At 68.6% G+C, this 23,002-nt stretch carries 23 protein-coding genes and 1 pseudogene; 18 read left to right on the top strand and 6 right to left on the bottom strand.

Going from position 1 to position 23,002, the window contains the following annotated elements:
- Positions 1-188, bottom strand: a pseudogene (locus A5648_RS01875) (hypothetical protein); the annotation flags it as partial.
- 152 nt (positions 189-340) lie between these two features.
- Here A5648_RS01875 and A5648_RS01880 point away from each other — a divergent pair.
- From A5648_RS01880 to A5648_RS01930, 11 genes are all read left to right on the top strand, one after another.
- Complete coding sequence (locus tag A5648_RS01880; protein ID WP_065022924.1) at positions 341-769, top strand: VOC family protein; 429 nt, start codon at positions 341-343, stop codon at positions 767-769.
- A 47-nt stretch (positions 770-816) separates the two neighbouring features.
- The gene (locus A5648_RS01885) at positions 817-1,266 is read left to right on the top strand and encodes a hypothetical protein (protein ID WP_065022925.1); all 450 of its coding nucleotides are present in this window, start codon (positions 817-819) and stop codon (positions 1,264-1,266) included.
- A gap of 10 nt (positions 1,267-1,276) precedes the next feature.
- Complete coding sequence (locus A5648_RS01890; protein ID WP_065022926.1) at positions 1,277-2,803, top strand: class I adenylate-forming enzyme family protein; 1,527 nt, start codon at positions 1,277-1,279, stop codon at positions 2,801-2,803.
- Positions 2,782-5,931 carry an acetyl-CoA carboxylase family protein gene (locus A5648_RS01895; protein ID WP_234787258.1) on the top strand — a complete coding sequence of 1,050 codons (3,150 nt, stop codon included), beginning with the start codon at positions 2,782-2,784 and terminating at the stop codon, positions 5,929-5,931. The genes A5648_RS01890 and A5648_RS01895 overlap by 22 nt, the downstream gene beginning before the upstream one ends.
- Before the next feature lie 29 nt (positions 5,932-5,960).
- Positions 5,961-7,205 carry a DNA recombination protein RmuC gene (locus tag A5648_RS01900; protein ID WP_065022964.1) on the top strand — a complete coding sequence of 415 codons (1,245 nt, stop codon included), beginning with the start codon at positions 5,961-5,963 and terminating at the stop codon, positions 7,203-7,205.
- Positions 7,206-7,214: 9 nt separating this feature from the next.
- A complete protein-coding gene (locus A5648_RS01905; protein WP_065022927.1) occupies positions 7,215-7,865 on the top strand; it encodes a TetR/AcrR family transcriptional regulator in 651 nt (216 codons plus the stop codon).
- Between the two features lie 61 nt (positions 7,866-7,926).
- Positions 7,927-8,742 carry an SDR family oxidoreductase gene (locus tag A5648_RS01910; RefSeq protein WP_065022928.1) on the top strand — a complete coding sequence of 272 codons (816 nt, stop codon included), beginning with the start codon at positions 7,927-7,929 and terminating at the stop codon, positions 8,740-8,742.
- Between the two features lie 22 nt (positions 8,743-8,764).
- A complete protein-coding gene (locus A5648_RS01915) occupies positions 8,765-9,982 on the top strand; it encodes an acyl-CoA dehydrogenase family protein (RefSeq protein ID WP_065022929.1) in 1,218 nt (405 codons plus the stop codon).
- Positions 9,979-10,755 carry an SDR family oxidoreductase gene (locus A5648_RS01920; protein WP_065022930.1) on the top strand — a complete coding sequence of 259 codons (777 nt, stop codon included), beginning with the start codon at positions 9,979-9,981 and terminating at the stop codon, positions 10,753-10,755. Before A5648_RS01915 ends, A5648_RS01920 begins: the two co-directional genes overlap by 4 nt.
- Complete coding sequence (locus tag A5648_RS01925; protein ID WP_065022931.1) at positions 10,700-11,773, top strand: phosphotransferase family protein; 1,074 nt, start codon at positions 10,700-10,702, stop codon at positions 11,771-11,773. The genes A5648_RS01920 and A5648_RS01925 overlap by 56 nt, the downstream gene beginning before the upstream one ends.
- On the top strand, positions 11,770-13,122 hold the full coding sequence (locus A5648_RS01930; protein WP_065022965.1) for an MFS transporter: 1,353 nt from the start codon (positions 11,770-11,772) through the stop codon (positions 13,120-13,122). The genes A5648_RS01925 and A5648_RS01930 overlap by 4 nt, the downstream gene beginning before the upstream one ends.
- Before the next feature lie 14 nt (positions 13,123-13,136).
- Here A5648_RS01930 and A5648_RS01935 read toward each other — a convergent pair whose 3' ends face one another.
- A complete protein-coding gene (locus A5648_RS01935) occupies positions 13,137-13,877 on the bottom strand; it encodes a dienelactone hydrolase family protein (protein WP_065022932.1) in 741 nt (246 codons plus the stop codon).
- Positions 13,878-13,900: 23 nt separating this feature from the next.
- Here A5648_RS01935 and A5648_RS01940 point away from each other — a divergent pair, with 23 nt between their 5' ends.
- From A5648_RS01940 to A5648_RS01950, 3 genes are read left to right on the top strand one after another with little or no spacing between them, the layout of a single operon-like run.
- Complete coding sequence (locus A5648_RS01940; RefSeq protein WP_065022966.1) at positions 13,901-14,701, top strand: thymidylate synthase; 801 nt, start codon at positions 13,901-13,903, stop codon at positions 14,699-14,701.
- Complete coding sequence (locus A5648_RS01945; RefSeq protein WP_065022933.1) at positions 14,698-15,180, top strand: dihydrofolate reductase; 483 nt, start codon at positions 14,698-14,700, stop codon at positions 15,178-15,180. Before A5648_RS01940 ends, A5648_RS01945 begins: the two co-directional genes overlap by 4 nt.
- Positions 15,180-16,403, top strand: a complete 1,224-nt coding sequence (locus tag A5648_RS01950) for a winged helix-turn-helix domain-containing protein (RefSeq protein WP_065022934.1) — start codon at positions 15,180-15,182, stop codon at positions 16,401-16,403. The genes A5648_RS01945 and A5648_RS01950 overlap by 1 nt, the downstream gene beginning before the upstream one ends.
- 14 nt (positions 16,404-16,417) lie before the next feature.
- Here A5648_RS01950 and A5648_RS01955 read toward each other — a convergent pair whose 3' ends face one another.
- A complete protein-coding gene (locus tag A5648_RS01955; RefSeq protein ID WP_065022967.1) occupies positions 16,418-17,140 on the bottom strand; it encodes a DoxX family protein in 723 nt (240 codons plus the stop codon).
- Between the two features lie 90 nt (positions 17,141-17,230).
- Positions 17,231-17,467, bottom strand: coding sequence for a CsbD family protein (locus A5648_RS01960; RefSeq protein WP_065022935.1), 237 nt, complete (start codon positions 17,465-17,467; stop codon positions 17,231-17,233).
- Positions 17,468-17,725: 258 nt separating this feature from the next.
- On the opposite strand from A5648_RS01960, the gene A5648_RS01965 reads away from it, so the two are divergent.
- From A5648_RS01965 to A5648_RS01980, 4 genes are all read left to right on the top strand, one after another.
- The gene (locus A5648_RS01965; protein ID WP_082966286.1) at positions 17,726-18,424 is read left to right on the top strand and encodes a sensor domain-containing protein; all 699 of its coding nucleotides are present in this window, start codon (positions 17,726-17,728) and stop codon (positions 18,422-18,424) included.
- A gap of 31 nt (positions 18,425-18,455) precedes the next feature.
- Positions 18,456-19,208: an FAD-dependent thymidylate synthase gene (gene thyX / locus A5648_RS01970; protein WP_065022937.1), complete on the top strand. Its 753-nt coding sequence runs from the start codon at positions 18,456-18,458 to the stop codon at positions 19,206-19,208.
- An 86-nt stretch (positions 19,209-19,294) separates the two neighbouring features.
- Entirely contained in the window at positions 19,295-20,143 is an 849-nt protein-coding gene (dapA, locus tag A5648_RS01975; RefSeq protein WP_428844298.1) for a 4-hydroxy-tetrahydrodipicolinate synthase, read from the top strand.
- 7 nt (positions 20,144-20,150) lie between these two features.
- Complete coding sequence (locus A5648_RS01980; RefSeq protein WP_065022939.1) at positions 20,151-21,827, top strand: ribonuclease J; 1,677 nt, start codon at positions 20,151-20,153, stop codon at positions 21,825-21,827.
- 1 nt (position 21,828) lies between these two features.
- On the opposite strand, the gene A5648_RS01985 is transcribed toward A5648_RS01980, so the two are convergent.
- Positions 21,829-22,638: a mycofactocin-coupled SDR family oxidoreductase gene (locus tag A5648_RS01985; RefSeq protein ID WP_065022940.1), complete on the bottom strand. Its 810-nt coding sequence runs from the start codon at positions 22,636-22,638 to the stop codon at positions 21,829-21,831.
- Positions 22,638-22,955 (bottom strand): putative quinol monooxygenase, encoded by a 318-nt coding sequence (locus A5648_RS01990; RefSeq protein WP_065022941.1) that lies wholly within the window; start codon positions 22,953-22,955, stop codon positions 22,638-22,640. The genes A5648_RS01985 and A5648_RS01990 overlap by 1 nt, the downstream gene beginning before the upstream one ends.
- Positions 22,956-23,002: the final 47 nt, after the last annotated feature.

The following is a 23,002-nucleotide window of genomic DNA, read 5'->3' on the forward strand; positions in this document are numbered from 1 at the left end:
CAGGACCAGCGCGACCGGTTCACCGCATCGCGCCCGCGGGTGCGCCGCGCGACCAACTCACCGATCGCGGCCAACCGGCGCGCCGAGGCCGCAGCCTCCACCTGAGACCACCCGGCAATGGCCGCCACCAGCAGGGTGTCGTCGGCACCCTCCAACGCCTCCGGCCCCGGCAACCCATTATCGAACATGTGTTCGATTGTACGCGGTTCCACTGACTCGCGCTTTTGGCATGGTCGCGAGTTGTGGAGAACTGGCGGCGTCGGCTGGGAGGGTGGTTGTCAAGAGCGCGGGCCCGGCCGCTGCAGCTGGGCGTCACCCCATACCGTCTAGGCTTCGCGGCATGGATCAGCAGGTGCATTTCGTCACTGTCGCTGCAACCGACCTGAATGCCACCCGACGGTTCTACGCTGCCCTGGGTTGGAGCCCGCTGCTGGACGTCGAGGGCGAGATCATCTTCTACCAGAGCGCGCCGGGGCAGCTGCTGGGCTTTTTCGACGCCGACAAGTTCAACGAAGATCTGGCACTGCCCGGCGACCATTCCCGGGTCTCCGGGGTCACCCTGGCGCACAACGTCAGCAGCCCGCAGGACGTGACCGCGCTGACCGAGGCCATGGCCGCCGCGGGCGGCACCGTCCTCAAGGCGCCGCAACCGGGCCAGTTCGGCGGCGTGTTCCACGCGCATGTCCAAGACCCCAACGGACTGATCTGGGAGATCGCCCACAACCCGAACTGGCGAATCGAGCCCGACGGCACGGTAAAACTCGGCTGACGTCGTAGGGTTGCGCGGGTAGGTAGCGCGAAAGGAACGGCACAACGATGCCCACTCTGCTGAGCATGGCGCTGGGCGCGGCGCCGATCTTCGGTGGAGCGCTGCTGACCGCGGCGGCCGGGCAGCTCAAGGGCCCGGATCTGCGCGGGCTGATCAAACAGGATCTCGACCTGCTCGACCGGATCCCGGCGGAGCAGACCACGCGGCGCACCGAGCTGCAACGCACCATCGACGAGCGGATCGACGACCTGGTCGCCGCGTCCGACAGGAGCCGGGCCCTGCGCGCCGCGGCGCTGTCCTATCAGGGCAACTGGCGCGACGTGGTGCTGTTCGTGTGCTCGGTGTTGTTCACCTACGTCTGGTGGCACATCAACCATGAGCGCGGCAACTGGCTGCCCATGTTCGTGGTGCTGCTCGTCGCATGCGTCACGTCCGCGGTCTACGCGTTGCGCGGGACGCTGCGCAGCCTGGCGCACCGCCGTCGGAGCCGGCGATGAGGAGCCGCTCATGACGAACGTCATCGAGATTTCGCGGCGGCACAACCCTTTTCCGGCGACCGGGGTGATCCGCGATCGCAACGGTGTCCCACACTACGAGCGGCTGCCGGCCACCCTGATCGATCTGCTGACCGAGCAGGCTGAGCGCCGGCCCGACAGCGAGGCCGTGGCGGAGCTCGGTTTCGGCTCGCTGACCTATCGGCAGCTGTGGCAGCAGGCGGCGCGGGTGGCCGGCGGGCTGCGCGCTGAGGGCCTTGGGCGCGGTGACCGGGTCGGCGTGCGCTATCCCGCTGGGCTGCACTGGGTGCTGGCGTTCTGGGGAACCGTGATGGCCGGTGGCATACCGGTGGCCGTCAACACCCGCTCGGCCGCACCGGAGGTCGACTTCGTGCTCGCCGACGCCGGGGCGCAAGTGGACCTGGCGCCCGGAACCAAGCTGCCCGACGGTCAACCGTATGTGGCCGACGGGCTCGAACCCACCGATACCGCGGCGCTGTTCTACACCTCCGGCACCACCGGTCGGCCCAAGGGGGTGCCCACCACCCATGAGGCGTTCTTGACCAACGCCGAGAACATGATGCGCTCCATGGGCCAGTCCCGCGAGCTCGGCGAGGAGCTGCGCACCTTGATCTCGGTGCCGCTGTTTCACGTGACCGGATGCAACTCCCAGCTGTTGGCCGCCGCCTACGCCGGGGGTGCGGCGGTGATCATGCCGGCGCTGAGCCTTCCCGAGCTGATCACGGCGCTTCCGGCGCAACGCATTTCGTCGATGGTGACCGTGCCTGCGGTCTACGCACTGTTGCTGCGGCATCCGGAGTTCGCCCGCGTCGACGTGACCGGGGTGCGCTGGGTCGGCTACGGGGGCGCCCCGACAGCGCCGGCGCTGGTGCGCTCGCTACGCGAGGCGTTCGGTGCGGCAACAGTGTTCAACGGATACGGCATGACCGAGACGGCGTCGCTGATGACGGTGCTGCCGGACTCCGACGCGGTCGCCCACGCGGACTCGGTCGGCTACGCGGTGCCGTCGGGAGACATCGGTGTCGTTCCGCTCGATGACGATCGCACCACCGGCGAGCTGGTGGTGCGCGGCGCGAATGTGATGAGCGGGTATTGGAATCGGCCCGACGCCACCGCAGCGGCCATCATCGACGGATGGCTGCACACTGGTGATGTGGTCCGCGTTGACGACGCCGGCCGGGTGCACATCATCGACCGGCTCAAAGACATCATCATCCGCGGCGGCGAGAACGTCTCGAGCGTCGAGGTGGAAGCCGCGCTGCTGTCGGCACCCGGCGTCGCCGACGCCTGCGTGCTGGCGGTGCCCGACGACGTGATGGGCGAGAAAGTCGGCGCCGTCCTGCTCGGAGACGACATCGACGTCGCCGCGGTGCTCGACTACTGCCGCGGTCAATTGGCGGACTTCAAGGTGCCGCAATACATCACGGTGGTGGCAGAGGAACTGCCGCGCACCGCCAGCGGCAAACTACTCAAGGGGCAGCTGCGCGCGCAGGTGCAGTGGGGCGACCCGCTGCGGTGACGGCCCCGGTCCCGGCGCCCAAGACGGTGCTGATCGCCAACCGCGGAGAGATCGCGCTGCGGATCATTCGCACCGCAACCGAATCGGGCTATCGCACGGTGGCCGTCTACGCCGAGGACGACGCCGGCAGCCCACACGTACACGCCGCCGATGACGCGATCGCGCTGCCCGGCGCAAGCCCTTCGTCCTACCTTGACCAGGCCGCCATCCTGGCCGCCGCCGAGAAGTCTGACGCTGAGCTGATCCATCCCGGCTACGGATTCCTCTCGGAGAGTGCGGCATTCGCTCGAACCGTTGCGGCGGCGGGAAGCACCTTCGTCGGCCCCGCCCCGGAACTGCTCGAAATCTTCGGCGACAAGTCCGCCGCGCGCCGCGCCGCGATCAGCGCCGGGCTGCCGGTGCCGGCGGCCACCGACGGTGCCGCCGGCGCCGAGCAGATCCGGGAGTTCTTCGGCGCCCATCCCGGCGGAATCATGGTGAAAGCCTTAGCCGGAGGCGGCGGCCGGGGGATACGCACGGTCCGTGCTGCCGACCAGCTCGAGGACGCCTATCGGTGGTGCGCCGCCGAGGCGCGAGCCGGGTTCGGTGCGCCGGCAGTGTTCGCCGAAGAACTCATCGAGGGCGCACGCCACATCGAGGTGCAGATCGTCGCCGACGGCGTGCGGGCATTGGCGGTGGGTGATCGCGACTGCAGCATCCAGCGCCGCTATCAGAAGCTGATCGAGATCGCACCCGCTCCGGGGATCTCCGCCGAATTGCGTACCGAGCTACACCGGGCAGCCGCGCGACTGTGCTCAACAGTCGGGTACCGGGGGCTGGCGACCGTGGAATTCCTGGTTGCCGGAGACGATTTCGTCTTCCTCGAAGTCAACCCGCGCATCCAAGTGGAGCACCCGGTCACCGAGGCCGTCACGGGGCTGGACCTGGTGGCGGTCCAATTCCGGATCGCCGAGGGCGCGACGCTCGACGACTTGGAGCTGCCGACCGGCGCGCACGGGATCGCGATCGAATGCCGAGTCAACGCCGAAACGGTCGCCGCCGACGGCACGGTGCAACCCTGCGTCGGCACCGTGACGGCGTTCACCCCGCCGAGCGGGCCCGGGATCCGGGTCGACACCTACGCCCGGCCGGGCCTGACCATCGGCCCGCGCTATGACTCGCTGCTGGCCAAGGTGATCACCCACGTGCATGGCGACTCGTTCGCAGCGGCGTTGCGCAAGGCGCGTACCGCGCTCGCGGAGCTGGCCATCGTCGGCGTCGGCACCAATGTCGGGTTGCTGGACGCGGTGCTGGCCGACGAGGCGCTGCGGGACGGCGTCGTGACGACCGGTTGGCTGGACCGCCGACTGCCCGCGCTGGTGGCGGACTTGGCGCCGAGACGCGACGAGCGTCGGCCGCACACAACGGTTCTCGACACGGGCGAACAGGTGCTGTACGCGCCGATGGCCGGCACCGTTGTCGAGCTGGCGCCCGACGTCGTGCTGGAGGCGATGAAGATGCAGCACGTGCTTGCTGCTCCCGGCGCGACGGTGCGCACCCTGGTCACCGTCGGGCAGGTTGTCGGCGCCGGAGACCCACTGCTGGTGTTCGTTTCGGCAGGCGACGACGACACTAAAGGCCCCGGTACCGGCCCGGAGCTGGATTCCCCTCGCGCCGATCTCGACGAGGTCATCGAGCGGCACCGGCTCACCCGCGACGAAGGTCGCCTGGAGGCCGTCGCCAAACGGCACCGGCAGGGCCGCCGCACCGCGCGGGAGAACATCGCCGATCTGGTCGATCCCGGCAGCTTCGTCGAATACGGGGCGCTGGCGGTGGCGGCTCAGCGCAGCCGGCGCTCGGAGGAGGACCTGATCACCAACACGCCCGCCGACGGACTGGTCGCCGGGTTGGCGACGATCGGCGCGGCGCCGGTGGCGGTGGCCTCGTACGACTACACCGTGCTGGCCGGTACCCAGGGCATGCGCAACCACGCCAAGACCGACCGGCTCTTCGAAGTGGCTGCCCGCCGGGGACTTCCGCTGGTGCTGTTCGCCGAGGGCGGCGGCGGGCGTCCCGGGGACACCGATGTCGCGGGCATGGCCGGGCTGGACCTCATGACGTTTCGCGCGCTGGCGGCGCTGAACGGCCGCGTGCCCCTGGTGGCGGTCGTCTCCGGCCGCTGTTTTGCCGGCAACGCGGCGTTGGCCGGGGCGTGCGACGTGATCATCGCGACTCCGGATGCCAACATCGGCATGGGCGGCCCGGCGATGATCGAAGGCGGTGGGCTGGGCGTGTACCGGCCCGAGCAGATCGGGCCGATCGAGGTGCAGCGCCGCAACGGGGTGGTTGCGCTGGCGGCACGCGATGAGCCGGACGCGGTAGCGCTGGCGAAACGCTACCTGTCCTACTTCGGTAGGTCGGTGACCGACTGGGCCGAACCCGATCCCAGGCTGGCCCGGCACGTGGTGCCGCAGAACCGGTTACGGGCCTACGACGTGCGCCGAGCGATCGAGGCGATCGTCGACGCCGATTCGGTGCTGGAACTGCGACCGGATTACGGGGTCGGGATCGTGACGGCGCTGGTGCGGGTGCACGGCATCGCCTACGGGCTGGTGGCCAACAACAGCCACCACCTCGGCGGCGCGATCGACGCGGAGGCCGCCGACAAAACCGCCGATTTCTTTGCGCTCTGCGAATCGTTCCGGTTGCCGGTGGTGACGTTGTGCGACACACCGGGATTCATGGTCGGCCCGGATGCCGAACGGGAGGCCACCGTGCGCCGGTTCAGCCGGATGTTCATCGCCGGAGCGCGTCTGACGGTGCCGATGGGAATGATCGTGCTGCGCAAGGGCTATGGCTTGGGCGCGATGGCGATGGCGGGCGGTTCGTTTCACGCCCCGCAGTTCACCGTCGCGTGGCCGACCGGCGAGATCGGCGGGATGGGACTGGAAGGTGCGGTGCGGCTGGGGTTCCGTAAGGAACTCGCCGACGCCGCCGATGCCGATCAGCGCCAACAGCTCTTCGACCAGCTGGTGCAGGCGGCCTACCGGCGCGGGCGGGCACTGAGCGCGGCGATGACCTTCGAACTCGACGATGTGATCGACCCGGCGCACTCCCGGGCGTGGATCGCGAGGCTGTCCGACGGCTGAATGTCGGTGCCCCGCGCTACGGTGCGCCCATGGACACGGCCCTGTTGATCCTCCTGACGTCACTCGCGTTGCTGGCGGTGATCCTGCAGGTCGTAGCGCTGCTGCGTCCCGGCGGGGCGATCGCGCCCGAGCAACTCACCGCGCTGCGCGGCGACAGTGAACGGGTGGAGCGAACGCTGCGCGAGGAGCAACATGCCGGGCGGGCCGAACTCGCCCAGGCCTTCCACCATTGGCAGACGACGCTGCACCGGTTCGGTACGGCCCAGCAGGACACCCTGGAGAAGCTGGGCTCCACCCTGGATCGGCAGCTCAAGAGCCTGCAGACCGACAACAGTGCGCAACTGGAGAAGATGCGCGCGACGGTCGACGAGAAGCTGCAGGCGACCCTGGAAACCCGGCTGGCTCAATCGTTCACGCAGATCTCGGAACGCCTGGAAGCCGTGCAGCGGGGTCTCGGTGAGATGCAGACGCTGGCCACCGGGGTGGGCGATTTGAAGCGGGTGCTGACCAACGTCAAGACCCGTGGCATCTTCGGGGAGGCGCAACTGGCCGCGGTGCTGGCCGAGACGTTGACACCCGAGCAGTACGCCACCAACGTGGCCACGGTGCCGGGATCGACTGCACGGGTGGAGTTCGCGATCCGGTTGCCCGGTGGGACCGGTGCCGGCGAGGTGCTGCTGCCGATCGACGCCAAGTTCCCGCGTGAGGACTTCGAGCGCCTGCTCGATGCGCAGGAGAACGCCGACGCGGCGGGGGAGGCGGCCGCTCGGCAGGCGTTGGTCCGGCGGATCGAAGCCGAAGCCGGAGACATCTGTGACAAGTACCTCGCGCCGCCGCACACCACCGACTTCGCGATCCTGTTCCTGGCCACCGAGAGCCTCTACGCCGAAGTGCTGCGCCAGCCGGGGCTGTTCGAGCGGATTCAGGCCAAGTACAACGTCACCCTGGCCGGGCCCACGACGCTGGCGGCCCTGCTCAACAGCCTTCGGATGGGCTTTCGCACGCTGGCGATCGAACAGCGCAGCAGCGAGGTGTGGCAAGTGCTCGGCGCCGTCAAGACCGAGTTCGGCAAATTCGCGGCCGTACTGGAGAAGACCCGCAAGCAACTCGACAGCGCCCGCAACACCATCGACACCGCCGGCGTCCGTACCCGAGCCATCGAGCGCAAACTGCGCGGAGTGGAATCACTGCCCGAACCGGAGGCCGACGCCATGCTGGGCGACCTAGCCGAGTGCGCCGGCTCAATGGGCGAACTTGACGTCGGATTCAGTTAGGATATTCCGATGGACGCCGTTCCGGTCGCACCGGCCCGCCAGCTTCCGGCGACGGTGCGCGGGGCGCGGACCCGGGCGGCACTGGTCGCGGCGGCGCGCAAGGTGTTCGAGCGGGACGGCTATCTCGACGCCAAACTGATCGACATCACCAAAGCGGCCGGCTGCGCCACCGGGTCGTTCTACACCTACTTCGCGAACAAGGAAGAGATCTTCGCCGCCGTCCTCGAGCAGGCGCAGCGGGACATGATGCATCCGGGCATGGGCCGGGTCGGCGGAGCCGATGATCCCTACGCGGTACTCGAGGCGAGCAATCGCGCCTACCTGGAGGCATACCGGCGCAACGCGCGGCTGATGGGGCTGCTGGAGCAGGTGGCCCAGATCGATCCGAAGTTCCGCGCCTTCCGGTCCCAGCGCGCCGATGCGTTCATTCAGCGCAATGCCGCCGGAATCGCCGACCTGCAGGAGCGCGGGTTCGCCGCCGCCGACGTCGATCCGCTGCTGGCATCCCGGGCGCTCTCGGCGATGGTCAGCCGGCTGGCGTACAGCGTCTTCGTGCTCGAGGAGGCCACCGAGGACGCCGGTGCGGACTTCGAGGTCCTGGTCAGCACCGTCACCCGGCTGTGGGCGAATGCCCTGCAGTTCCGCTCGAACGGCAATTGAGTATGAAGCCGGATTCAACTAGGGTCACTGTCGCTGCGAACTCCAAGAGCAAGGATTGCCCATGAAGGTTGCGGAACGGGTCGCCATCGTCACCGGTGGCGGCGGCGGCATCGGCGGCGCGCTGGCGGCGGCGCTCGCCAAGGCCGGGGCGCGGGTGGTGGTGGCCGACCTGGATGCCGAGGCCGCAACCGCGGTGGCAGAGGCGATCAACACCGAGCAGCCGGGCGCGGCGGTGGGTTGCGGCGGCGACGTCGCCGACACCGACGTGATCCGCGAGCTGATCGCCACGGCCGAGCGCCAGTTCGGGCCGGTCGAGATGTACTTCGCCAACGCCGGCATCACCGGCGCGCCCGGCCTGGATGCCGGCGAAGCCGACTGGGACCAGGCCATCGACGTCAATCTGCGCGCCCACATCCGCGCCGCGCAGTTGTTGGTTCCCGGTTGGGTGCAGCGCGGTGAGGGGTATTTCGTGTCCACCGCGTCGGCGGCCGGTCTGCTCACCCAACTGGGCGGGGCCGCCTACGCGGTCACCAAGCACGCGGCCGTCGGATTCGCCGAATGGCTCAACATCACCTATGGCGACCAGGGGGTGCGGGTCAGCTGCCTGTGCCCGATGGGCGTCAACACCAAGCTGCTCTATGCCGGTGAGCAATCCGGCGAGGCGCTGGGCGATCTGGCCACCCGGGCGGTCACCGCGGCCGGCGAGGTGCTCGAACCGGCCGCCGTCGCCGACGAGGTGCTCGCCGCCCTCGACGACGAGCGCTTCCTGATCCTGCCGCATCCGGCGGTGCTGGAGATGTATCGGTTCAAGGGAACCGATTACGACCGCTGGCTGCGCGGCATGCGCCGCTACCAGAGCGGCCTGCTCAATACGTAAGTGTCCTAGGTGAGGAGTCTGCATGTCCCTGTTCGATGTCTCGGAGCGCGCAGCGAAATACCGGTCCGATCTGCTGGAGTTCATGGACTCCGCGGTGTATCCGGCCGAGTCGGTCTACGAGACGCAGATGGCCGAGGCCGGCGACCCGCATTTTCAGCCCCCCATCCTTGAGGAGCTGAAGGCGCAGGCGCGCGAACGCGGTCTGTGGAATCTGTTTCATCCCCACCCGGAATGGGGGCCGGGACTGACCAACCTCGAATACGCTCCGCTGGCCGAGATCATGGGCCGCAGTCCGCATCTGGCGCCGGAAGCCTGCAACTGCAGTGCTCCCGACACCGGCAACATGGAGGTGTTCACCCTCTTCGGCAGTGACGAGCACAAGGAGAAGTACCTCAAGCCGTTGCTGGAGGGCACCATCCGGTCGGCGTTCGTGATGACCGAACCGCAGGTGGCCAGCTCGGACGCCACCAACGTCCAGATGTCGATGGCCAAAGAGGGCGATGACTACATCCTCAACGGCCGTAAGTGGTTTGCCTCCAACGCATTGCACGCCAACTGCAAAGTCATGATCGTGATGGGCAAGACCGACCCCGACACGGCGACCCATCGACAGCAGTCGATGATGGTGGTGCCCATCGACGCCCCGGGCGTCACCATCATGCGGGGTCTGCCGGTCTTCGGCTACCAGGACCGGGAGGGCCACGCCGAGATCGACTTCCGTGACGTTCGGGTACCGGCCAAAGACGTGCTCAAAGGCGAAGGCGAGGGGTTCGCGATCGCCCAGGCCCGGCTCGGGCCGGGCCGCATCCACCACTGCATGCGGGCCATCGGCATGGCCGAGCGGGCGCTGGAGTTGCTGTGCAAGCGCGCCCAGTCCCGGGTCACGTTCGGCAAGCCGATCTCCGACAACGCCAACATCCGCGACTGGATCGCCGAGGCGCGCATCGACATCGAGATGATCCGCCTGCTCACCCTCAAGGCCGCCTACCTGATGGACACCGTCGGAAACAAGGCGGCGCAGGTCGAGATCGCGGCGATCAAGGTCGCCGCACCCGAAATCGCGCTGAAGATCGTCGACCGGGCCATCCAGGTGCACGGCGCCGGCGGCGTCACCGACGACTTCCCGCTGGCAGCCTTCTGGGCGCACCTGCGGACCCTGCGACTCGCCGACGGCCCCGACGAGGTGCACAAGCGCGCGATCGCCCGCCAGGAACTGGCCAAGTACAAGGAGGCACGATGACCACACCGGATCTGCAGGGACGCACCGCGATCATCACCGGCGGGTCCCGCGGCATCGGGCTGGCGATCGGCCAGCGCCTGGCCGAGGCGGGCGCCAACGTGGTTTTGACCTCACGCGATCAGGACAGCGCCGACGCGGCGGCGGCCCAGGTCGACGGCAACGTGCTCGGGGTGGCCGCCCACGTCGCCCAAGACGATGCCGCGCAGCGGTGCATCGATCTCACGCTGGAGCGGTTCGGCAGCATCGACATCCTGGTCAACAACGCCGGCACCAATCCCGCGTTCGGCCCATTGCTCGACCAGGACCACGCCCGGTTCGCCAAGATCTTCGACATCAACTTATGGGGACCGCTGCTGTGGACGTCGTGCGCGGTCAAGGCGTGGATGGGTGAACACGGCGGCGCCGTGGTCAACACCGCCTCCATCGGCGGGCTGAGCTTCGCGCCGCTGATGGGTATGTACAACGCCACCAAAGCTGCGCTGATCCACGTCACCAAGCAATTGGCGCTGGAACTCTCGCCCGGAGTGCGGGTCAACGCCATCTGCCCCGGCGTGGTGCGCACCAAGATGGCCGAGGTGCTCTGGAAAGAACACGAGCAGGCACTGTCGACGACGACACCGCTGGGCCGGATCGGTGAGCCCCTCGACGTGGCCGGCGCGGTGGCGTTCCTGGTGTCGGATGCCGCGAGCTGGATCACCGGGCAGACTCTGGTGATCGATGGCGGCCAAATCCTCGGCGACGCAAGCGGTTTCCGGGCGGGCTTCGGTGGCTGAAGTGCTCGGTGTCGACCCGCCGATGGTCGCACGCTGGATCGCGCAGCTGGGGATCCCCGTCACCCGTCCGGTGAAATTCGAGCGGATCGGGATCGGGCAGTCGAACCTGACCTACCTGGTTTCCGATGCGGCCGACCACCGGTGGGTGCTGCGCCGCCCGCCGGTGGGCACGTTGCTGGCGTCGGCCCACGACGTTGCCCGGGAGGCGCGGATTCTCGCGGCCCTGGAGGGCACCGACGTGCCCACGCCGCGGGTGTACGGGCTGATGCGCGATCCGGATGACACGCCGCTGCTGTTGATGGAGTTCGTCGACGGCGTGGTGGCCGACCGGATGTCGGTGGCCGAGTCGCTGACACCGCAGCGGCGCCGGGAGATCGGGCTGTCAATGCCCAAGACCCTGGCCAAGATTCACGCCGTGGACATCAACGCCGTCGGTCTCGCTGATCTGGCCAGCCACAAGCCGTACGCTCAGCGTCAGCTCAAGCGCTGGTCCGGTCAATGGGAGAAATCCAAGACGCGGGAGCTGCCGGCGCTCGACGACCTGACCCGGCGGCTGGTCGCGGCGGCCCCGCCGCAGCAGGAACTCACCTTGGTGCACGGCGACTTTCATCTGCGCAACGTGATCACCTCACCGCAGAGCGGGAAGGTGGTCGCCGTGCTGGACTGGGAGCTGTCCACCCTCGGCGACCCGCTGGCCGATATGGGCAGTCTGCTGGCGTACTGGCCGCAGCCCGGCGAGGAGCACATCGCCGGGGAGTTCATCATCAGCACGCTGGACGGCTTCCCGGACCGCGCCGAGCTGGCCCGGGTCTACCTGGAGCAGACCGGGCGCGACGCGGCGACCCTGCAGTACTGGCATGCTCTGGGACTGTGGAAGGTCGCGATCATCGCCGAGGGGATCGTACGTCGGGTGCTGGACAACCCGGAGAACAAAGCCGCTGCGGGCACCCCGATCACCGCGTGGATCGATGCGCTTGTGGACAAGGCCCGCGAGGTGGCCGAGCAAGCGGGCATCTGAGACCGGAGCCCGACCTGGTCGACGGTGTGCCGCGCCGCAGGATCGCGGTGGCGTCGCTGGTCGGCACCACCATCGAGTTCTACGACTTCTACGTCTACGCGGCCGCGGCCGTCACCGTCTTCCCGCACCTGTTCTTCCCGTCGGGAAACGCTGGCGCGGCACTGCTGGCCTCGCTGGCGACGTTCGGACTGGCATTCGTGGCCCGGCCGGTGGGGTCGATCCTGTTCGGCCACTTCGGCGATCGGCGCGGCCGCAAGACCACGCTGGTCGCCTCCCTGCTGGTCATGGGCGTGGCCACCTTCCTGATCGGGCTGCTGCCGACCTATCACCACATCGGCCTGGTGGCACCGGTACTGCTGGCCGTCCTGCGGTTCTGTCAGGGGCTGGCCCTCGGTGGGGAATGGAGCGGTGCGGCGTTGCTGGCCACCGAGACCGCCAAACCGGGCAGACGGGCCTCGGCGGGAATCTGGCCGCAGCTGGGTGCGCCGTTGGGTTTTCTGCTCGCCACCGCGATCTTCCTGGTTTTGCTGCGATGGCCGGAGCAGTTCCTCACCTGGGGGTGGCGGGTTCCGTTCCTGCTGAGCGCCGTGATGGTGGCCGTCGGGCTGTATGTCCGGGTACGGCTTACCGAGACCCCGGTTTTCGCGCAGGCCATCGAAACCGGCCAGCGCGTCGGTGCGCCGATCGCCGAGGTGGTTCGCGGCAGCTGGCGCCAGCTGATCATCGGCACGCTGGTGATGGTGGCGACCTACACGCTGTTCTACACCGTGACCACCTGGACGCTGAGCTACGGCACCGGCCAGCGGCCGCCCGAGGGCGCCGGGTTGGGCTACAGCTACGCCGACTTCCTGGGGTTGCAACTGATCGCGGTGCTCTTCTTCGTGGGCGTGCTGCCGCTGTCGGGGGCGCTGGCCGACCGCTTTGGCCGGCGCCCGGTCCTGCTGGTCTTCACCACCGGAATCATGCTGTACGGAACCACGTTCGGCGCTTTTTTGGACCCGCACCGATCCGCGGGGGCGATACTGACGTTCCTGATCATCGGAATGACGTTGATGGGGCTGGCATTCGGCCCGATGAGTGCGGTGCTGCCGGAGTTGTTCCCGACCAACGTCCGCTATACCGGCTCCGGTGTCTCCTACAACGCGGCGAGCATTCTGGGGGCGGCGGTGGCGCCGTTCATCGCCACCTGGCTGGCCACCGAACATGGCGTGCGTTGGGTGGGTGGGTATTTGTCGGCCGCGGCCGCGTGCTCCTTCGTGGCGTTGTTGGTGATGCGCGAGACCCGCGACACCGCACTAGGTGACGTCGCGATCGCCGATCACGTCGGTGATGCGCTGCATCCCGGCTGATCGGGCCGGTACGCCTAACCCCCGAGCGCGCTGCCGAACACCTGCCGCATCGCCGCCCAGTGCCGGGCCGCGGCGTCGGCGTCATAGGGCGCATTGTCGGGGACGGCGAAACCGTGCGCGGCCGGATAGAACTCGACCGTGTGCTCGACACCGGCGGCGGCCAGCGCGTCGGCCAGCGTCGCGGCATGGGCTTTGGTGAAAGAGGCGTCGTTCTCGGCCCCGGCCACATAGATGGTGGCGCGCATCCGATCGGCCGCCAGGTGCGGGCTGTCCGGGGTATCGGTCACCAGGCCGCCGCCATGGAACGACGCCACGGCGGCGACCCGATCCGGGAGGCGCCCGGCCACCACCACCGAGGTACGCCCACCCATGCAGTAGCCGCACACGCCGAACTTCTCACCGCGAACTTCCGGCCGGCCGGCCAGGTAGTCGAAGAACGCCGCGGCGTCGGTCGCCATCACGTCCGGGGTGACCTTGCCAATCATCGAGAACAGCCGGCCACGCTCTTTGGCGTCGCCGAACACCGTGGCCATGTCGAACGGCGCCCAGCCGGGGCTCCGGTAATACACGTCCGGCAGCAGCACGGCGTACCCGTAACCGGCCAGTTCGGCGGCCATGTGATTGAAGGTCTGTCGCACTCCGCCCGCGTCGGGATACATCACCACCCCGGGCCAGGGGCCGGGGCCCTCCGGGGTGAACAGCTGCACCGGGCAGCTGCCGTCGGGCGTGGTGATCGTGTCGCTGACGTGGGCCATGACTTCCGTTCTAAGCTATGGAGGTGCCGATCGCCACACCCTATGAGGATTTGTTGCGGCTGGTGCTCGAAAGGGGCACGCCCAAGGCTGACCGGACCGGCACCGGCACCCGCAGCCTGTTCGGCCACCAGCTGCGCTACGACCTGTCCGCGGGCTTCCCGCTGATCACCACCAAAAAGGTGCACGTGCGCTCGGTGGTCTACGAGCTGCTGTGGTTTCTGCGCGGCGACTCCAACATCGCCTGGCTGAACGAACACGGCGTTACCATCTGGGACGAATGGGCTTCGGCGACCGGTGATCTCGGTCCGGTGTACGGGGTGCAGTGGCGCTCCTGGCCGGCCCCGACCGGGGAGCACATCGACCAGATCGCGCGCGCGGTCGAGTTATTGCGCACCGACCCGAATTCGCGCCGCATCATCGTCTCGGCGTGGAATGTCAGCGAACTGGACAAGATGGCGCTGGCGCCGTGCCACGCCCTGTTCCAGTTCTACGTCGCCGACGGGCGGCTGTCCTGCCAGCTGTATCAGCGCAGCGCCGACCTGTTCCTCGGGGTGCCGTTCAACATCGCCAGCTATGCGCTGCTCACCCACATGATGGCCGCTCAGGCGGGGCTGGACGTCGGGGAGTTCGTCTGGACCGGCGGGGACTGCCACATCTACGACAACCACGTCGAGCAGGTGCGCCAGCAGCTGTCCCGAGAACCCCGCGACTATCCGAAACTGGTTTTGGCGCATCGGGATTCGATCTTCGACTACACCTTCGACGATATCGGGATCGTCGACTACGATCCGCATCCGGCGATCAAAGCGCCCGTGGCGGTATGAGCGCGCTCGCGTTGATCTGGGCGCAGTCGGTGTCCGGAGTCATCGGCCGGGCCGGCGGCATCCCGTGGCGGCTGCCCGAGGACCAGGCGCGCTTCAAGGAACTCACGCTGGGGCATCGGGTGGTGATGGGCCGGCTGACCTGGGAATCCCTGCCGGCCTCCGTGCGGCCACTGCCGGGACGCACCAACGTGGTGGTGACCCGCGACCCGGACTACCGCGCCGACGGCGCCGAGGTGGTGGGCACGATCGACGCGGCCCTGACCGAGACCGAGACCTGGGTGATCGGCGGTGCGCAGATCTACGCGCTGACGCTGCCGCTGGCCACCCGCTGCGAGGTGACCGAGGTCGAGATCGACCTTCCCCGACAAGACGCGGACGCTGTAGCGCCGGTTCTCGACGAATCCTGGCGCGGCACCTCGGGGCCGTGGCTCAGCAGCGACAGCGGCTTGCGCTACCGGTTCCACAGCTACCATCGCTGATGGCTGTGTCCCGTGCTGGGCTCACGGCTTTGCAGGCACGCCGGATCGCCGTTGCCGCACAGGGTTTCAGCGAGGCCAAGCCACGCGGCGCAGCGACCCGGGCCCACCTGAAGCGACTGATCTCCCGCATCCAGGTGCTGCAACTGGACTCGGTGTCGGTCGCGGTGCGCGCGCACTACGCCCCGGTGTTCAGCCGGCTGGGGCCCTATGACCGCAGCGTGCTGGATCGGGCCGCGTGGAGTCACAGCGCGCGGTCCCCGCGGCTGCTGGTCGAATACTGGGCGCACGAGGCGGCGCTGATGGCCGTCGACGACTGGCCGCTGATGCGCTGGCGGATGGGGCAATACACCCACGGCCGGTGGGGCAACGTAGCGCCCAACCCCGAGTTGGCCGACGCCATCGTCGCCGCGATCGCCGAGCTGGGCCCGAGCACCGCCGGGCGGATCGAGGACCACCTGGCCGCCAGGCCCAGCCGCGGCAAGGGCAGCTGGTGGAATCGCAGCGACACCAAGTGGGTGGCCGAGGCGCTGTTCGCCGCCGGGGTACTGACCACTGCCACCCGGGTCGGGTTCGCCCGTCACTACGACCTGGCGCAGAACGTGCTCCCGCCCGACGTGCTCGCCCGACAGGTCGACGACGACGAGGCGGTGCGGGAGCTGGTGCTGCGGGCGGCAACAGCACTGGGCGTGGGCACCGAGGCCGATCTGCGCGACTACTTTCGGCTCTCAGCCGACCTAGCCAAACCGGCGATCGCGACGCTGGTGGCTACCGGTGAGCTGGAGCCGGTGGCGGTGACCGGTTGGGATGCGCCGGCCTATCTTCTTGCCGGGCAAACGATTCCGCGGGCCGATCGGGGTAGCGCGCTGCTGTGCCCGTTCGACCCGCTGATCTTCTTCCGGCCCCGGGTGCAGCGACTGTTCGGCTTTCACTATCGGCTGGAGATCTATACCCCGGCGCACAAGCGCCGATTCGGCTACTACGTGTGGCCGTTCCTGCTGGACGGGGAACTGGTCGCCCGGGTGGACCTCAAAGCCGACCGGACCCGCGACGCCCTGCACGTCGTCGCGGCGTTCACCGAAGACGGCCGGGACCGGGAGCGGGTGGCGATCGCGCTGCTCGCTGAGCTGGAGTCGATGGCGTCCTGGCTGGGGCTGAGCGATGTCAGCGTGGGAGAGCGCGGGGATCTGGTCGCCGCGCTGCGCCGCACCCGGCCACGGCGGTAAACCGCAGCACCGGCTCAGCGGTGCAGGCGCCGGCGGGCGCTTTCGGCGAGTGTGGTGGCGTTTTCCCGGGCCGCGTGCACCCATTCGGTTCCGCGGTCGGCGGCGACTTCGGCGAGCTGCGAGCCCCGCTCACCGGCCGCTTCCAGTAACGGTCCGGCCTTCTCGCCGACCAGCTCGGCGAGTTCGCGTCCGTGTTCGGCGCCGGACTGCAAGCCTGCGCTGACCCGTTCGCCGACCGTCTCGAGCACCGCATCACCGGAGGTGGTGGGTAGCGCCGTGGCCGCCCGTTCGTAGGCGTGCCGTGCGGCACGGCGCGCCCGCCAGCCCAGCGAGGGTTTTCCTTCGGTATCCGAGGCCGCGATCATCAACCCGCCGATCAGGCTGACGTCGGTCAATAATGCTTGGCGCTGTTGGGCCCTGCGCTGCGGGTCGGGCTCCGCCCAGAACATGTGGCCGCCTGCGCTGCCCGGAATGACCGTGCATGCCAGTGCCGCCGCCGCAATCCGCGGCATCCTGCCGCTGGCCAGGAGGAGACCACCACCGATCTGCACCAGCGCGTTGACTCTGGCGAACGTTTCGACGTCGGAGGGCACCTTGGCCGCTACCTCGTCCGGTAACTGCTTGAGTCCGTCGAACGCCGGGCGGGCCGTCTGGCCGGCTTGCTGCGGCCGGCGCAACGACTCCACACCCTGACCGACAAACGCTGCCGCGAGCAGCGGACGAGCGATCCTGCGCATCAACACACGGCCTCCTGGGGAACGCAGATCCGGCGCCTTTGCTGCGGCGCCGGCGAGCCAAAACTCGCCGGCGCCGCACCGCCGGTGGGATTACTGTTCGGCACGCTCGCGAGCCTCATCAGCTTCGGCTTTGGCCCGGGCCTTTTCGGCCTCGGCCTCTTTGGTCGCGACCTCGCGTTGAGCCTCGGCCTTGTCCTGCTGCGCTTGGCCTTCCCGCTTGAGCGAATCGTCACCGGTCACCGTGCCGGCAGCCTCTTTGACCTTGCCCTTGACGTCTTCGACGACGCCCTTGATGCCGGCTTCGGGTCCACTGTCCTTGTCACTCATGTGGTGCGCTTCTCCTCTCGGTCAAGCCTGGGCGGACCTCCGCGTAGTGCTGGCCGTCCGCCCAGCAGGCGGCTCCGGTGGCCGCTGATACGCCGGGATACCCGCTGGACTTACAACGTAAACTTCGCGCGCCGCCGGATTGCCTCCCTCGGGTAGTGCGCCCCGGCACCGGATTTCGCTAATCTGGCCGTTAACTGATCGGTGACGCCCTCAACTGGCGTGCGGATCCCAATGGTCGGAAACACGGGATGTGATCGCGTGCGGGGTTCGGTTTCGTTGGTTTTCGGTGTCGGCTGCATTCTGCTCGCCGGCTGCGGCAGTAGCGGAGGTGCGGCCAAGCCCACCGCCAGCGCGCCGACAACTACCACCACGACCGTCACCGTCGCACCGGTGGCCGAAGAAGGCCTGCGGGCACTGCTGCTCAATCCCGACGAGATCAGCCCGGTCATGGGCGTCACCGAGATGAAGGCACACGCTCCCCACGATGTGCTGCCCGACGACAGCACCACGATGGAGCCGCGGGAGTGCCTGGCCGTCGACGGAGTCGCGCAGGAACAGGTGTACGCGAGCAGCGGTTTCAGCGCGGTGCGTGAGCAGAGTGTCAGCGACGGCGAAGACAACGCCCACTTTGTCGATCAGGCGGTGGTGCTGTTCCCGACCGCCAAGCAGGCGATGGCTTTCTTCGAGGCCTCGGCCAAGCAGTGGCCGCAATGTCACGAGTACACCCACACCCAGAGTGGTTCGGAGTGGAGCGCCGGGCGGATCTCGAACGCCGAGGGCGTGCTGAGCGCCGTCGCGACCCAGCAAAACGCCGGCGAATCGGCGTGGCAGGCCTGCGGGCGGGCACTTGCCGTGGCCAACAACGTCATCGTCGACGTCAACACCTGCAGCACCGACCCGAAGGATTCCGCGGTCGTCATCGCCCGGCAAATCGCCGCGAAAGTGCCGAAGGGCTGACCTCGGGCCGGCACACCTTAAGGTGAGTGCCGTGGCCGACACAGCGCCGCTGCGCGTGCAACTGATTGCCAAGACCGAGTTCCTCCCGCCGCCGGACGTGGCGTGGAGCACCGACGCCGACGGCGGGCCGGCGCTGGTCGAGTTCGCCGGCCGGGCCTGCTACCAGAGCTGGTCCAAGCCCAACCCCAAAACCGCCACCAACGCCGCCTACCTGCAGCACGTCATCGACGTCGGGCATTTCTCGGTGCTCGAGCACGCCGGCGTGAGCTTCTACATCACCGGAATCTCCCGGTCAGCCACCCACGAACTGATCCGGCACCGGCATTTCTCGTTCTCCCAGCTGTCCCAGCGCTACGTCCCGGAACCGGACTCCCGGATAGTGGTGCCCCCCGGCCTGGAGGACGACCCGGAACTGCAGCAGATCCTGGCGCAGGCCGCCGACGCCAGCCGGGCCGCCTACACCGCGCTGCTGGACCGGCTGGAAGCCAAATTCGCTGGTCAAAGCAATGCCGTATTGCGGCGCAAACAGGCCCGGCAGGCCGCCCGCGCCGTGCTGCCCAACGCCACCGAGACCCGCATCGTGGTGACCGGCAACTATCGGGCGTGGCGGCATTTCGTCGCGATGCGCGCCAGCGAGCACGCCGATGTCGAGATCCGCCGGTTGGCCGTGGAGTGCCTGCGACAGCTCACCGGGGTGGCCCCGGCGGCATTCGGAGACTTCCAGATCAGCGCCCTGGCCGACGGCACCGAAGTCGCCACCAGTCCGCTCGCCACCGAGGTCTGAGCAACTCCGCGGCGCCAGGTACCCTTAGGCCCGTGAGCAGCAGCGTATTCGATGCCAAGGCGCAGTTGGGCACCGTGCTGACCGCGATGGTGACGCCCTTCAGTGCGGACGGCTCGGTGGACACCGACGCCGCCGTACGCCTGGCGAACCGCCTGGTCGACGCCGGCTGCGACGGCCTGGTCCTTTCCGGGACCACCGGCGAGTCGCCGACCACGGCCGACTACGAGAAGCTCACCCTGCTGCGCGCCGTGGTCGAAGCGGTCGGCGACCGGGCCCGCATCATTGCCGGGGCCGGCAGCAATGACACCGAGCACAGTGTCCGGCTGGCCGAGGCCTGCGCCGGGGTCGGCGCCGACGGCCTGCTGGTGGTCACCCCGTACTACTCGCGGCCCTCGCAGTCCGGGCTGCTGGCGCACTTCACCGCCGTCGCCGACGCCAGCGGGCTGCCGGTGATGCTCTATGACATCCCGGCCCGCTCGGCGGTGCCGATCGCCCCGGACACCATCTTCGAGCTGGCGGAGCACCCGAACATCGTCGCCATCAAGGATGCCAAGGGCGATCTGCACGCCGCCGCGCAGATCATGGCCGAAACCGGGCTGGCCTACTACTCCGGCGACGACGCACTCAACCTGCCGTGGCTGGCGATGGGGGCCACCGGGTTCGTCAGCGTGATCTCGCACTTCGCCGCCGGCCAGCTGCGCGACATGCTGGCCGCCTACCAAGCCGGCGACGTCGTCACCGCCCGCAAGATCAACGTCTCGATCGCGCCGCTGTCCAATGCGATGGGCCGCACCGGCGGGGTGACTTTCGTCAAGGCCGGCCTGCGGCTGCAGGGCATCGACGTCGGTGACCCGCGGTTGCCGATGATCCCCGCCACCGCGGCCGAGGTCGACGAACTGGCCATCGACATGCGCGCCGCGTCCGTCCTCGGGTGAGGTGCGAGTGAATGAGGATCTCAAGCCGCCGGGCCCGCTGACCGCCGGCGGTCTGCGCGTCACCGCGCTCGGCGGCATCAGCGAAATCGGCCGCAACATGACCGTTTTCGAGCACCTGGGCCGGCTGCTGATCATCGACTGCGGGGTACTGTTCCCGGGCCACGACGAACCCGGCGTCGACCTGATCCTGCCCGATATCCGGCACATCGCCGACCGGCTCGACGACGTCGAAGCGCTGGTGCTGACCCACGCCCACGAGGACCACATCGGCGCCATTCCCTTCCTACTCAAACTGCGGGCCGACATCCCGGTGGTCGGATCGAAGTTCACGTGCGCGCTGGTTGCCGCCAAGTGCCGCGAACACCGCATCAAGCCGGTGTTTGTCCAGGTCGCCGAAGGCCAGCGCAGCACCCACGGGGTGTTCGAATGCGAATACTTCGCGGTGAACCACTCCATTCCGGATGCGCTGGCGATCGCGGTGCACACCGGGGCCGGCACCGTGCTGCACACCGGCGACATCAAACTCGACCAGTTACCGCCGGACGGGCGCCCCACCGACCTGCCCGGCATGTCACGGCTGGGCGACCGGGGAGTGGACCTGTTCCTGTGCGACTCGACCAACGCCGAGGTGCCCGGTGTGGGCCCCAGTGAGAGTGAGGTCGGCCCCACCCTGCACCGGCTGATCCGGGGCGCCGAGGGTCGGGTGATCGTGGCGTGCTTCGCCTCGAACGTCGACCGGGTCCAGCAGATCGTCGACGCCGCGGTCGCGCTGGGCCGGCGGGTGTCGTTCGTCGGCCGGTCGATGGTCCGCAACATGGGCATCGCCAAGGACCTGGGCTTTTTGCGAGTCGCGGACTCCGACCTGGTCGACATCGGCGCCGCCGAGATGATGCCCCCGGAGAAGGTGGTGCTGGTCACCACCGGAACCCAGGGTGAGCCGCTGTCGGCACTGTCGCGGATGTCGCGCGGCGAGCATCGGTCCATCACGCTGACCGCAGGCGATCTGGTGGTGCTGTCGTCGTCGCTGATCCCCGGCAACGAAGAAGCCGTCTACGGCGTGATGGACGCGCTGGCCAAGATCGGCGCCCGGGTGGTCACCAATGCCCAGGCGCGCGTGCATGTTTCCGGGCACGCCTATGCGGGCGAACTGCTGTTCCTCTACAACGGGATTCGGCCCCGTAACGTGATGCCGGTTCACGGCACCTGGCGGATGATGCGCGCCAATGCCGCGCTGGCCGCACGCACCGGGGTGCCACAGGAGTCAATCCTGTTGGCCGAGAACGGGGTCAGTGTCGACCTGGTCGCCGGGCAGGCGAGCATCGCCGGGGCGGTGCCGACCGGCAAGATGTTCGTCGACGGGCTGGTCGACGGCGACGTCGGCGATGCGACACTGGGGGAGCGCCTGATCCTGTCGTCGGGTTTCGTCGCGGTCACCGTGGTGGTGCGCCGCGGCACCGGCAAGGTCGTCGCGCCGCCGCATCTGCATTCGCGCGGTTTCTCCGAAGACCCCAAGGCGTTGGAACCGGCGGCGCGCAAGGTCGAGGCGGAACTGGAATCCCTTGCCGCCGAGCGGGTTACCGACCCGGCCCGAATCGCCCAGGCGGTGCGCCGCACGGTGGGCAAGTGGGTAGGCGAGGTCTACCGGCGGCAGCCGATGATCGTGCCGACCGTTATCGAGATCTGAGCTACCTCTTGTTGATGTAGCCGGCGTCCACCGGCAGCGTCACACCGGTGATGTAGCGGGCCGCATCGGATACCAGCCAGAATGCGGCGTTGGCGACGTCCTCCGGTTGCAGCACCTGCACCGGCAACGCGTTGCCCATGTCCGGTCCGCCCTGGGTGTCGATGCCCTCCAGCCATTTCCGGGTGAACTCGTTGTCGATCATCGGCGTCTGCACACCGGCGGGATGCAGGGAGTTGACCCGAATGCTATGTGGCGCAAGTAGATTGGCGTATACCCGCATCAGCCCGACGATGCCGTGCTTGGCGGCGGCGTAACCCAGGGATCCCGCCGCAGGAGCGGCCAGACCGACCAGCCCGGCCACCGAGCTGACCAGCACGATCGACCCGCCGTCACCTTGGGCGATCATCGGCTTCATCGCCACATCGACGGTGTGGTAGATACCGGTGAGGTTGACGTCGATCACGTCCTGCCAGGCGTCCTCGCCCGCCATCGGCGCAATTCCGGCGTTGGCGATCACGAAATCGAGCCGCCCGAGTTCGTCGAGGCCGGCCTGCAGGGCGGTGCCCAGCGCGGCGCGATCGCGGACGTCGGCTTCCCGGGCCACGATGCGCGCACCGGTCTCTTCGACCAGCTTGACCGTCTCCGCCAGATCGTCGGCGGTGGCCAGCGGATACGGCACGCTGGAGATCTGTTGGCACAGGTCGACCGCGATGATGTCGGCGCCCTCGCCGGCCAACCGCAGTGCGTGGGCCCGGCCCTGGCCGCGGGCGGCGCCGGTGATGAAGGCGACTTTGCCGTCCAGGGCTCCCATCACTGGCCCCGGAGCTGGCCCTTGGCCGGGTCGCCGGCCGGCAGCGGCTGCAGCATCTTGATATCGGGCGCCCCGGCCAGGTGCTCCTTGAGGTTGCCGAACAGCTCGGCGACCGCCGGCGCCGCCGAGTGTGCCTGCAGTGCCTCGGCGTCCGCCCACTGCTCGATGAACACGAACGAGCCGTCGGCTTCGTGCACCGAGTACAGCTGACAACCCGGCTCCTCGTGCACCTGCCCGACTGCTTTGGTGCAGATCTCCCGGGCGAGGTCCACCGACTCCGGCTTGACGGGGAAGGCGGCGACGACGATTACCGGCATGAAGGTCTCCTTAGACAGGCTTACGTGTGGCTCTGTCACCGTACGCA

It is taken from the genome of Mycolicibacter sinensis (genome assembly GCF_001673565.1).
GTDB lineage: Bacteria > Actinomycetota > Actinomycetes > Mycobacteriales > Mycobacteriaceae > Mycobacterium > Mycobacterium sinense_C.